11 protein-coding genes and 1 pseudogene are annotated in these 11,524 nt (G+C 62.1%); 9 read left to right on the top strand and 3 right to left on the bottom strand.

Annotated elements, in window-relative coordinates; all coding sequences use genetic code 11:
• From A5777_RS25805 to A5777_RS11345, 3 genes and pseudogenes are all read left to right on the top strand, one after another.
• Nucleotides 1–216 (top strand): hypothetical protein (locus A5777_RS25805; protein WP_442903035.1); only part of this gene is annotated, 216 nt, incomplete at its 5' end.
• Nucleotides 186–1,532 (top strand): annotated as a pseudogene (locus A5777_RS11350) (acyl-CoA dehydrogenase family protein); the annotation flags it as partial. The gene A5777_RS25805 and the pseudogene A5777_RS11350, both read left to right, overlap by 31 nt.
• A 69-nt stretch (nt 1,533–1,601) precedes the next feature.
• Nucleotides 1,602–1,994: a PPOX class F420-dependent oxidoreductase gene (locus A5777_RS11345; RefSeq protein ID WP_064862733.1), complete on the top strand. Its 393-nt coding sequence runs from the start codon at nt 1,602–1,604 to the stop codon at nt 1,992–1,994.
• Between the two features lie 115 nt (nt 1,995–2,109).
• Here the strand turns inward: A5777_RS11345 and A5777_RS11340 are convergent, their stop codons facing one another.
• Nucleotides 2,110–3,018, bottom strand: coding sequence for a LysR family transcriptional regulator (locus A5777_RS11340; RefSeq protein WP_082933636.1), 909 nt, complete (start codon nt 3,016–3,018; stop codon nt 2,110–2,112).
• Between the two features lie 86 nt (nt 3,019–3,104).
• On the opposite strand from A5777_RS11340, the gene A5777_RS11335 reads away from it, so the two are divergent.
• The 4 genes from A5777_RS11335 (at nt 3,105) to A5777_RS11315 (ending at nt 8,578) form a co-directional block, all read left to right on the top strand.
• Entirely contained in the window at nt 3,105–4,292 is a 1,188-nt protein-coding gene (locus tag A5777_RS11335; protein WP_064862732.1) for a CaiB/BaiF CoA transferase family protein, read from the top strand.
• A gap of 40 nt (nt 4,293–4,332) precedes the next feature.
• Complete coding sequence (locus A5777_RS11330) at nt 4,333–5,250, top strand: 3-hydroxyacyl-CoA dehydrogenase NAD-binding domain-containing protein (RefSeq protein ID WP_064862731.1); 918 nt, start codon at nt 4,333–4,335, stop codon at nt 5,248–5,250.
• 287 nt (nt 5,251–5,537) lie between these two features.
• Nucleotides 5,538–5,708, top strand: coding sequence for a CsbD family protein (locus A5777_RS11325; RefSeq protein ID WP_064862730.1), 171 nt, complete (start codon nt 5,538–5,540; stop codon nt 5,706–5,708).
• A gap of 422 nt (nt 5,709–6,130) precedes the next feature.
• A complete protein-coding gene (locus tag A5777_RS11315) occupies nt 6,131–8,578 on the top strand; it encodes a cytochrome P450/oxidoreductase (protein WP_064862728.1) in 2,448 nt (815 codons plus the stop codon).
• Nucleotides 8,579–8,659: 81 nt separating this feature from the next.
• Here A5777_RS11315 and A5777_RS11310 read toward each other — a convergent pair whose 3' ends face one another.
• Entirely contained in the window at nt 8,660–9,217 is a 558-nt protein-coding gene (locus tag A5777_RS11310) for a TetR family transcriptional regulator (RefSeq protein WP_064862727.1), read from the bottom strand.
• Between the two features lie 117 nt (nt 9,218–9,334).
• Here A5777_RS11310 and A5777_RS11305 point away from each other — a divergent pair, with 117 nt between their 5' ends.
• On the top strand, nt 9,335–9,541 hold the full coding sequence (locus A5777_RS11305; RefSeq protein ID WP_331710589.1) for an NAD(+)--rifampin ADP-ribosyltransferase: 207 nt from the start codon (nt 9,335–9,337) through the stop codon (nt 9,539–9,541).
• A 128-nt stretch (nt 9,542–9,669) separates the two neighbouring features.
• Here A5777_RS11305 and A5777_RS11300 read toward each other — a convergent pair whose 3' ends face one another.
• Complete coding sequence (locus A5777_RS11300; RefSeq protein WP_064862734.1) at nt 9,670–10,032, bottom strand: winged helix-turn-helix transcriptional regulator; 363 nt, start codon at nt 10,030–10,032, stop codon at nt 9,670–9,672.
• A 90-nt stretch (nt 10,033–10,122) separates the two neighbouring features.
• Here A5777_RS11300 and A5777_RS11295 point away from each other — a divergent pair, with 90 nt between their 5' ends.
• On the top strand, nt 10,123–11,109 hold the full coding sequence (locus A5777_RS11295; RefSeq protein ID WP_064862726.1) for a zinc-dependent alcohol dehydrogenase family protein: 987 nt from the start codon (nt 10,123–10,125) through the stop codon (nt 11,107–11,109).
• Nucleotides 11,110–11,524 lie beyond the last annotated feature (415 nt).

Below are 11,524 nucleotides of genomic sequence, written 5' to 3'. Positions count from 1 at the left end.
GCTGTACACATCGGCGCCGTGGGCGCGTTCAGACAAGCCGAAGGCCATCACTTCGCCGTCGAGAAGCTGCTGCGCTGCTTTGGTTTTCGCAACCTCATTGTTCGACATCCAGATCGGGCCGAGTCCGAGGATGGTGACCTGTTCGGCATACCAATAGGCCAACCCGTAGAAGCCGAGGATCTCACTCAGCGCAGCAGCTTCTCGACGGCGAAGTGATGGCCTTCGGCTTGTCTGAACGCGCCCACGGCGCCGATGTGTACAGCACCGACATGGTGCTGACGAGTGACGACGCAGGCGGCTTCACCGCATCGGGCACCAAGTACTACATCGGTAATGGCAACGTGGCCGGGATGGTCTCGGTGTTCGGTCGTCGCGCCGACGTCGAGGGGCCCGACGGCTACGTGTTTTTCGCCGTCGACAGTCGACACGAGAACTATCACCTCATCGACAACGTCGTGCATGGACAGATGTTCGTGTCGACCTTCGAGCTCGACAACTACCCGGTCGGTCCCGATGACATCCTTCACACGGGACCCGAAGCCTTCGCCGCTGCGTTGAACACGGTCAACGTCGGCAAGTTCAACCTGTGCCACGGCTCGGTCGGGATGTGTACGCACTCGCTGTACGAGGCGATCACCCACACGAACAACCGAATTCTCTACGGCAACCGCGTCACCGACTTCTCCCACGTGCAGGGCAACTTCGTCGACGCGTTCGCGCGGCTCAGTGCGATGAAGTTGTTCAGCAACCGCGCCGTCGACTACTTCCGGTCGGCCAGCCTCGACGATCGGCGATATCTGCTGTTCAACCCGGTGACGAAATCGAAGGTCACCTCGGAGGGCGAAACGGTGATGACGCTGCTGCTCGACGCCGTCGCTGCCAAGGGCTACGAGAAGAACACCTACTTCCACCAGGCCAACCGATTCATCGGTTGGCTGCCGCGGCTCGAGGGCACCGTCCACGTCAACGTCGGCCAGATCTTGAAATTCATGCCCAACTACCTCTTCGGGCCGGTCGAGTATCCAGAGATCGGAACACGCCTCGACGCCTCTGACGACACGTTCTTCTTCGCACAGGGACCCGTCGGGGGAGCGGGCAAGGTGCGCTTCGCCGACTGGACGACGCCGTACTCCGCCCGCACCGACGTACCGAACGTCGCCGTGTTCTACGAGCAGGCACAGGCCTTACAAGCTTTGCTGCAGACCGCCGCACCGAGCGCAGAACAGCAGAAGGACCTCGACTTCGTCCTCACCATCGGACATCTGTTCTCCCTCGTCGTCTACGGGCAGTTGATCTTGGAGCAGGCAGCGATCACCGGGCTCGACGACGATCTACTCAACCGGATCTTCGACTTCCAGATCCGCGACTTCTCCGGCTACGCCGTCTCACTCTATGGAAAGCCAACGGCTACAACGGAACAGCAGGCATGGGCGCTCGGCGCAGTTCGTCGACCCGTCGCCGATGCAGACTCCTTCGACAGGGTCTGGCAGCAAGTGAAGGGGCTCGACGGCGCGTACGTGATGCCGGCATGACAGCCGGCGATCAGTACAGTCGGCAATGCGCGACGCCCAGCCGCGTCAACCACATCGAGGGAGCTCCACATGGACTTACCTGATGACGTCGTCGAACTACTGCGCACGCCCGCACTGTGCTACGTCGCAACCGTGATGCCAGACGGATCACCACAGTTGACCCAGACCTGGGTCGACACCGATGGAAAGCACGTCGTGATCAACGTCGTCGCGGGCATGCAGAAGGCCCGCAACTTTGAAAGGGATCCGCGAGTCGCGGTGGCGGTCTCTGATCCCGCGAATCCGCCGCTGTTCACTCAAATTCGCGGTCGGGTAGTCGAGATGACCACCGACGGAGGCGTCGACTCGATCAACGAGTTGGCGCACAAATACACCGGCAAGCCATACGCCTGGTACGGCGGGCAGGAGCAGACCCGCATCATCGTCACGATCGAGGCCGACCGGATATCGCGGGTGCCGTGACGGCTGCCCGGCCCCGCACCTCATCTGTCGCGATTTACCTTCTGCACCGCCGAAGGTGAATAGACACAGATGAGGTGCGGCGACAGCCGTCACCAGCGACGACGACTCGCGTGCCTCACGGATCCAACGAGGCGACGAGTGCGTCGATCAGGGGGTCCAGATGGACGTCACCCGACCGGCGGATGCAGCTTGTGGTGATCTTCATCGACAGATCGCTGATGGGGAGAAGCAAGATCTCCTCGGATTCGATAACCGTGCGGACCTCCGAGTCACGCGGAATGAGTGCGAACAACGGGGCGTGCCGTAGTAACAGCAGCATTCCGCTGACGTCGCTGTAGCGAACATTGGGCTCGATCTGGATGCCGCGTTGTCGCAGTTCGGAGAAGTGCTGATTGGAACGCAGGTCCCAATGGCGTGGACCGCGTAAGAAGCTGAGGTCGCGCAGTTCGGCGGCGGTGACGTCGACCCGTCCGGAAAAGCGGCGGGCATCGACCACCACGTCGAGTTCGCTGGACCACAGCAACCGATCGACCAACTGAGGGTGATTCGTCGGCATGTGACAGAGAGCGAGATCGGTTGTGGCGTCGATCAGCTCGACTTCCATTGCCACCGAGGGACTTTGACGCAAGCGAATGGTGAACAGATCTGACAGATCGTCGATCACTCGGGACACACAACGGCGCTGTGCACGTGAGAGGACATCGGGAACCGTCAGGCGTACGTCGAGTCCTGGCGACGGTTGGTTGACCCGTGCGGACAGGGTGTCGAATTCGGTGACCAATTGCTCTGCGAGCGGGAGCAACTCGCGTCCGGACGCAGTCAGGGCGGTGTGATGAGTAGAGCGGTCGAAGAGCTTGACACCGAGTTCGGACTCCATCGATCTGATTCGCTGACTCAGCGGCGGCGTCGACATGTGCAAGGACTGCGCAGCCTTCGTGAAACTCAACTCGCGGGCGACTGCCACGAAGTACCGAAGATGTCGAATCTCCACTGCGACCTCCATTGGTGTTATCGCTGCGATCATACCGAGTCGATAAACATGGTCATTCCTTTAGCATCCCGAACCACATACAGTCGAGTACAGGTCAACTACGAAAGTCGGGAGACATTATGGGCGACAACGCATTTCCACTGAATATCGACGGCGAAGCAGCTGGACCACTAGCCGGTGTCCGAATTGTCGATTTGTCCAAGGTGGTTCTGGGGCCGATGGCGACCCAGATCTTGGGCGACATGGGCGCCGACGTCGTCAGAATCGAATCACCAGGAGACAACGCCCGGATCTCGCCGGCCAACGTGGAGCGCAATCCGGGAATGGCCGCGCTCTACATGCAGCTCAATCGCAACAAGCGCAGCGTCACACTCAACCTCAAGGCACCCGACGGCGTTGATTCGCTGCTGGACCTGCTGGCGGATGCCGACGTCTTGGTCACCAATATGCGGGGTCGCGCACTGACGAAGCTCGGCATCGACTACGACAGTCTGAAAGATCGCTTTCCACACCTGATCTACGCGCACGCACAGGGTTTCAACGAAACATCGAGCGCTGCGGATCGGCCTGCGTATGACGAGGTGATCCAGGCAGTGAGCGGAATCGTCAACATGCAGGAGCGAGCCAACGGGAGTCTGCAGTTCCTGCCGACGTTCATCGCCGACAAGACCGTCGCACTCTATCTCGCCATCGGCGTCCTGGGTGCCGTGGTCGATCAGGTGCGCACCGGACAGGGCCAGTACCTCCGAATTGCCATGGCAGATACGATGATCGCCGTCAATGCCGTCGAGCACCTCGGCGGCGAGATGTTCGTTCCGCCAGCAGGCGACGTGGGAAATCCCCTCAGCCTGAGCCAGATTCACCGCGCAATGCGCACGCGTGACGGCGGGGCGATCGCCGCTGTCGCCTATACCAACGCCGCGATCCGCCAACTGCTCATCGGCGCCGGCCGCCACGAGCGCGCAGCCGACCCCGTATGGGACACCGTTGCGATCGACCGCGACGTCTTCAATTCAGGGTGGGAAGAGGTACTCGAGCACTCGACAACCAAGACCACCGCGGAGTGGGAGGAATACCTGAATGCCCACGACATTCCGTTCGGACTGGTCACCGACATCGCCGACCTACCCAACGACGACTACGTCCGCGAAGTACACCTGATCGGTGAGGTCGACCACCCGACCGAGGGTCGAGTTCGCATGGTGCGCAACCCGTTGGAGTACTCCAGGACACCAACCGACATCAGGCGACTACCGGAACAGTACGGTGCCAGCACCGCCGAAGTTCTCGGGGCCGTAGGACGCTGACAGGAGACATGATCTTCACCGGAATTTGGGGGTCGATGAGATGACCAAGAATCAGCACGTAGATCGACCCGCGCCGGAAACGGTCGCGATCATCGGCGTCGGAGTGATCGGCCTCGCCTGGGCACGCCTCGCGCTAGAACATGGTTGGGACGTCAGAGTATTCGATGTTCGTCCCGACGTCGCCGACGTCGTGCGGTCGACGTTCGGGCCCGACGCCGGCGTCAGGGTGACGACCTCACTGGAGGACTGTGTTCGAGGTGCAACATTCGTTCAAGAAAACGGTCCCGAACGACTCGACGTCAAACGGAACACCATCGGCGAGCTCGTCGCCGACACCGCCTCGTCAGTGTTGATAGCGACGTCGAGTTCATCGATCACCGCGAGTGCCATCATCGCCGACGGCATCGACGGATCGAGAGTTCTCGTCGGGCATCCGTTCAATCCACCAGATCTCATGCCGTTGGTGGAGGTCGTTCCTTCTCCGGAGACATCGGCGTCGGCGGTGACGAGAGCGGTAGACGTCTACCGTTCACTGGGCCGGACTCCTGTCGTGATCGGCAAGGAGATCGCGGGGTTTGTCGCCAATCGGCTGCAGGGCGTGATCTCACGCGAAGCTCGTTACCTGGTGCAGCAAGGCGTTGTAAGCCCAGCCGATCTTGACGCCATCCTTCAGAACTCACTCGGATTACGTTGGGCGACGATCGGACTGTTCGAGAGCAATGTGTTAGGTGGTGGACCGGGAGGCATTCGGCACTTGATCTCCGGTGTTGGCGCCACGACGGGTGGGATCGAATACCACGCTCCGGCAACAGATCCGGCATCGATGGAGACTCTCATCGAACAGGTCGAGGACACCTACGGTGCTGGCGAGCAGACCTACGAGGCCTTGCGGGAGCGACGCGATACACGAACACGGGCCGTGCTGGCCGCTCTCGCTGCGTGCGACCACGCGGAGTGAGAACTGATAGACCGAACGACGTTAAGTGCGGCGTAGTCGGCACCAGCCCAAATAGCAAGTCCCACAGGCAGAATCACGCCGTGCGCGATCCGCGCGTTTCAACTTCATTGGATCCAGCGACACAATGTGACACACGTCATGACACGTGTGCGTGCAGTTTTCGCGATCGACTACGACTACTCCAGATGTAACACCCTTGCATGTCGTCCAGTCCGATGAGGACGTCATGCATGAAATTGGAACCGTCCGAGTCAGTTTCGGGCGCATGAGAGGAAAGCGAGAAACACATGGGTTTTGTCGACAAGGCCAAGAACGCCGCAGAAGACGCAGTCGGCAAGGTCAAAGAGGCTGTCGGAGACGCGACCGACAACTCCGACCTCAAGGCTGAGGGCAAGAAGGACCAGGGGACCGCAGGCGTCAAGAAGGTCGGCGAGAACATCAAGGACACCTTCAAGTAAGACTGCCGATCGGTTGCGGCTGGCAAGTCTGCTCAGCCGCAACCGATTTCGGCCCGAGCGAACGGTGATCTCGGGTCTGCAGAAACACCGTGCACGCGACGGTGCGAGAGCCACTGGGCGATCAGATCTGGAACAGTCAACGCACGCCACGCGACCTCGGCAGACCGCTCGACAAACATCGCGAGTTCGATCATCAATGAGTGCTGCACAGAGTCGTCGAACACAGTTCGACGATAACGGCTACCGACCAGCCGGCGGACTGCGATCACCACGGAACTCCGCCGATTCCGGCTCATTGCCGGTCGAACTTCCACTGCACACAGTCACCCGCGACAAAACTATGAATATTGTCATCGCTGGAGACTTGTGGTTGAGTTGTGTAACCACAGACACAAGTCGATCCCACGAAGGCGGTTGTCGTTATGCGCGTCCTCGACCGAGTCATCCAGAAAACTCAGGCAGTGGTGCCGATGGAGCGCCAGATTCAGGGCCTACACCTGGCGCAGCGTGCTAAGAGGCTGGTTGTAGGCGATTCCCAGCCACGTTTCGTGGAGTCCGATATCCCTGACGTGCGGGATCTGGACCTCACCGAGATCGACGTCGCCAACCCGTTCCTGTGGCGCCAAGGCCAGTGGCAGCCCTACTTCAAGCGACTCCGCGACGAGGCACCGGTCCACTTTCGGGCCGACAGCCCGTTCGGTCCATACTGGTCGGTGACCCGATACGACGACATCATGACGGTCGACAAGGACTTCGAGACCTTTTCGGCCGAACCTCAGATCGTTATCGGTGATCCGCCAGAGGGCCTCGACATCGAGATGTTCATCGCGATGAACCCTCCGCGCCACGATCAGCACCGCGGGGCAGTTCAAGGTGTTGTCGCTCCCCAGAATCTTGAGGAGATGGAGGGCCTGATCCGTTCCCGGGTCCAAGAGGTCCTGGACGGACTGCCCGTGGGGGAGCCATTCGACTGGGTCGATCGCGTCAGCGTCGAACTGACTTCGCGGATGCTGGCCACGCTGCTGGACTTTCCCTACGAGGAGCGTCGTCAGTTGGTGAAGTGGACCGATCTGGTGGCTACCAGCTCGTCAGCCACCGGCGGCGCCAACAACACCGACGAGATCTACCGCGGCGCCGCCGAGATGGCTCGCAGCTTCAGCGCACTGTGGCATGACAAAGCCGCGCGCCTTGCCGCAGGGGAGAAGCCTGGCTATGACCTGATAACCCTCATGCAGATGTCCGAGGACACCAAAGACCTCATCAACCGCCCGATGGAGTTTCTGGGCAACCTCGTCCTGCTCGTGGTGGGCGGCAATGACACCACGCGAAATTCCATGACTGGCGGCGTACTTGCCCTCAACCAGTTCCCGGACCAGTTCGACCGTCTTCGCGCCGATCATGGCTTGATACCGAAGCTGGTGCACGAGACCCTGCGGTGGCAGACGCCGTTGGCGTACATGCGCCGGATCGCTACCAAGGACACCGTGTTGAACGGCCAGTTCATCCGCAAGGGCGACAAGGTCGTGATGTGGTACGCCTCGGCGAACCGGGACGAGCGCACGTTCGACGACCCGGACAGTTTCATCATCGATCGACGGAATGCGCGCCATCACTTGGCATTCGGGATCGGGACGCACCGTTGCATGGGCAGCCGGCTGGCGGAGCTCCAGTTGCGAATCCTGTGGGAAGAACTGCTGGCCCGCTTCGACGACATCGAGGTCCTTGCCGAGCCCGAGCGAGTGCAATCCAACTTCGTGCGCGGCTACAGCTCGATGATGGTGACTCTGACCCCGGTCGGCGGGAAGCGCCGCGAGCCAGGTCCCTACCGCGCGGCCCACATCGCCGCGCAACAGCGTCGGCAGAGCGGCGAGACCGCTCCGGCGCCGACAACGCCTTCGGAGTCGAATCGGGACGGCCGGGTCCCCACTGAAGCGCCGCTCGAACTGCAGGTCGCGCAGCGTCGAGTCGCGGCCGACGGAGTCGTCGAGATCACCTTCACCGCTCCGTCGGGCGAGCCGCTGCCCGCGTGGAAGCCCGGCGCACACGTCGAGCTACTCCTGACTCCTGAACTGAGCAGGCATTACTCACTGTGCGGCGACGTCGCCGATGAGTCGTCGTGGAAGGTCGCGGTTCTCCGCGAAGAGGCCGGGCGCGGCGGCTCGGCGCACGTCCACGACGAGCTTCACGAGGGAGTCTCACTGCAGGTCCGAGGCCCTGCCAATCACTTCCCGCTTGTCTCCTCGCCGCGGTACCAGTTCATCGCCGGAGGCATCGGCATCACCCCGATGCGCGCCATGATCGACGCGGCTCGGGCCGAAGGCGCCGACTGGAACCTCGTCTACGTCGGCCGGTCACGGAAGACGATGGCATTCCTCGACGAACTCGAGGGCGACGAGCGGGTGACGATCTGGCCCAAGGACCAGCGTGGGCGATTCGACCTCGACTCGGTCCTCGGCACGCCACGCGAGGACACCCTCGTCTACTGCTGCGGTCCGACCGCACTCCTCGATGCTGTCGAGGAAAAGTGTGCATCGTGGCCTGACGGAGCTCTGCACATGGAGCGGTTCCTTGCCAAGCAGGTCGACGCACCAGAGGATGCGCTGAACTCGTTCGAGGTCGAGTGTGCGCGCACAGGTTTGACGGTCAAGGTGTGCGAGGGCACAACCATTTTCGACGCCGTCGAGAAGGCCGGAGTCGACGTCATCGGATCGTGCATGGAAGGGATCTGCGGTACCTGCGAGGCCGACGTTCTCGACGGCACCCCCGACCACCGCGACTCCATCTTGTCGCGCGCAGAACGCGAGCGCGGAGACACCGTCATAACCTGTGTGTCCCGCTCGCTCTCGTCGAAGCTGGTCCTCGACCTCTAGAGCGTCCCGACCGCGCCGGGCGGGCGTTAGGCGCAGCGATGTGCCTGGCGCCGGCCTCGTGTCTTCTCCGACGGGTCGGCTCTAGGCGAACCCGCGAGCCGCACACATGATGCGGTCCACAGCGTCGTCGACGCTCACCGTCGGTTGGAGCAAATGACTCAGCGTCAGTCTGACCACGGAATCAACCAGCGCCAGGGGGACACCTTCCCCAAGCAGCGATGCGAGGGCATCGGTCGCCTGCCCCAGCACGGCGTCGGGGTGCACCGTCACCAGCGAGAGGAGCCCGGGGTCGTGTCCTGGGCGCAGAACAGCTGCGAGGATCGTGCTCCCTCGAGCGTGCTCCAACACCCCTCGAACCGCGGCCGCGAGTCCGTCCTCCATTGAGTCCGGATGTGCTGCGAGACCCGCCCGCACCAGCTCCATGAAGCGGGCAAGTTCGCGGTCCACCACCGCGCGACCCAACGCGGCCCTGGATCCCACATCCTTGTACACGGTCTGCCTGGGTATCCCGGAACGCCTCGCGACCTCGCTCATGCTCAGGCCATCCCAGCCCGCCTCGGAGATGATCTCCACTGACACATCGAGCACTCGCTCGAGTCGCAAGGCCCGCACTTCGGCATAAAAGGCAGGCGAATTCATGCACTCAGCCTATGACACCGGAAACCACGAACGCTCGACACCGGCTTGTTCACACTGCTGGCGTGCTCTTCTGCTCAACACTAGGCAGGATTGCTCGGCACAGTCATGCTGGACACCGTGCAGATACCATTCGACGACGGACCGTTTTATCACGGAACGCGCGCCAAGCTCGAACCCGACGACCTTCTGACCGCGGGCCATCGGTCGAATTACCGGCCCGATGTGACCATGAACCACATCTACTTCACCGCGCTGCAGGATGGGTCGTTCCGCAGCGCCGAGCCGCTGCGGGTGGTCCGAGAGATGACCGGTGGACGCGACTGAGCGACGCCGAGATGCAGAAGTGGCGGGAACGCCTCGGCGCGATCCGCGACCGCCGTGGCGAGATACTCAATTAGGTAGGACCACCTCGTTGCACCAGTAGCCAATGAGGCCATGCCCAGCGGTGGGATCTACTGGCCGGTATTCATGGTGCCGGCTTGGAACTCGACGATTTCCTCGCCGTGGTCCCGCGCCCAGGTCGTGAGGACCTCGATCGGCTCTATGAGGGTCTGCCCCAGATCCGTGAGGCTGTACTCCACTTGCCGTGCACCGTCGACACTTCGCTCGACGAGACCAAACTCCTGGAGCCGACGCAGAGTTTGAGTAAGCACCTTGCGTGAGATACCGCCGATGAGGTCGACAAGTTCACCGTGCCGTCGAGGTTCTTTGCTGAGTCCGAACAGCACGAGCACCGCCCACTTGCTGGAGATCACCTCGATCGCCAGACGGGTGGGGCAATCAGACAGGAACGCGTGGCCGGGCGTGGTCTGCACGAATCCAAGGTACCTCCAGGTAACCGCGGCGCTCTTAGCGTGAAGACGGGTGCACAACAACGCAGCACCAGAATTCGTAAGGAGTCAGCCATGCCACGAGCAGTCGAATTCGATCAATTCGGCGGACCCGAGGTACTGCACCACGTACACACCCCCGTCCCCGAACCCGCGGGCGACGAGGTCCGCGTGCGGATCGAGGCGTTCGCAGTCAATCCGCTGGACGCGATGATGCGGTCGGGTTCATCACCAGCACCTGTTCCGCTCCCGCACGTACGCCTCGGCATCGAGGGCACCGGTGTCATCGACGCGACCGGCCGGGAAGTGTCCGGGTTTCGGGTCGGCGACCCGGTCATCATCACTGCGATCCCGGACTCGATAGTCCGCGGCAGCTACGCCGACTTCACCACTATTCCGGCGAGTTGGGTGGTTGCCCGACCGGCGGAACTCGACGTCGTCGAGGCCGCAGCAATCTGGGTGGGCTACTCCACCGCATACGGAGCTCTCGTCGAGGCAGCGAACATCCAGCCGAACGACCGCGTGCTCATCGCCGGAGCGTCGGGAAGCGTTGGGCGAGCAGCAATTCAGGTCGCGTCTCGACTATGCGCGGTACCGATCGCCATCACTCGGGATGTGACGAAAACTGACGATCTGCTCGAGGCGGGCGCAGCCGCGGTGGTCGCAACGGACCGCGAGAACGTGCCTGCCGCGGTGCAGCGCCTCACCGACGGCACGGGTGCAGACATCACCCTCGACGTGGTTCGGGGGCCAGGCCAGCAGGCTCTCCTGAAAGCAACGCGTCCAGGAGGACGCCTGATCGCTGTCGGGTTCCTTGACCCGCGGCCGACACCCGAACCAGATGACGTGTCAGTCACCATCGTCAACTATCGCGGCTTCGACTACCTTCTCGATCCGGCGGTGACGGGACGCATGTCCGCTTTCCTCGACGCAGGCGTTCAGCAGGGCGGCTTCCGACCTGTCATCGACACCGTGTTCGGTCTGGACGACATCGTCGAAGCGCACCGCCGCTTCGACGCCGCCGGCCAACACGGAGGCAAGAAGATCGTCGTCACTACCTGACGTCCCAGGACGATTATCAACGGCGATGTTGGGTTGCGCTGAACCGACGACGTTGTCAAACATAGGGGCCAGTGCGATGCTCGGACGTGCAAAATCGTCACAGTGACATATTGATCGCAGCCGAAGCTCACCTGCGGTGGTCACGAATGTCAGCCCTGGGCAAGCTCACCGAAAGTCGCCATGGCACCCGCAGCACCTTGACCGCGGCCAACCGCGCGGCACACGAAGCGGTATCGGCACATGTCACCACCGAATTAGCCGACCTCGCGGACGTTTGCGTGTGAGTGGGGCATCCCGCCGCGCTCTTGGTACGCCATTATTGGAGCACGTCACCTCGATGACGAGGCTCAAGAAAGTTCCCCAGGTGTGCTCACTGAAATTCCCCACCCGTGGGCGGTTTCTACTGTAGCGACCT

It is taken from the genome of Gordonia sp. 852002-10350_SCH5691597, assembly GCF_001665715.1.
Classification (GTDB): domain Bacteria; phylum Actinomycetota; class Actinomycetes; order Mycobacteriales; family Mycobacteriaceae; genus Gordonia; species Gordonia sputi.
This window is presented reverse-complemented; position numbering and strand designations above follow the sequence as displayed.

Coding starts and splice junctions, on each gene's coding strand:
- A5777_RS11315 (WP_064862728.1), top strand. CDS start 6,131: ATGCGCGTCCTCGACCGAGTCATCCAGAAAACTCAGGCAGTGGTGCCG.
- A5777_RS11330 (WP_064862731.1), top strand. CDS start 4,333: ATGACCAAGAATCAGCACGTAGATCGACCCGCGCCGGAAACGGTCGCG.
- A5777_RS11310 (WP_064862727.1), bottom strand. CDS start 9,217: ATGAATTCGCCTGCCTTTTATGCCGAAGTGCGGGCCTTGCGACTCGAG.
- A5777_RS11345 (WP_064862733.1), top strand. CDS start 1,602: ATGGACTTACCTGATGACGTCGTCGAACTACTGCGCACGCCCGCACTG.
- A5777_RS11325 (WP_064862730.1), top strand. CDS start 5,538: ATGGGTTTTGTCGACAAGGCCAAGAACGCCGCAGAAGACGCAGTCGGC.
- A5777_RS11295 (WP_064862726.1), top strand. CDS start 10,123: ATGCCACGAGCAGTCGAATTCGATCAATTCGGCGGACCCGAGGTACTG.
- A5777_RS11340 (WP_082933636.1), bottom strand. CDS start 3,018: ATGATCGCAGCGATAACACCAATGGAGGTCGCAGTGGAGATTCGACAT.
- A5777_RS11335 (WP_064862732.1), top strand. CDS start 3,105: ATGGGCGACAACGCATTTCCACTGAATATCGACGGCGAAGCAGCTGGA.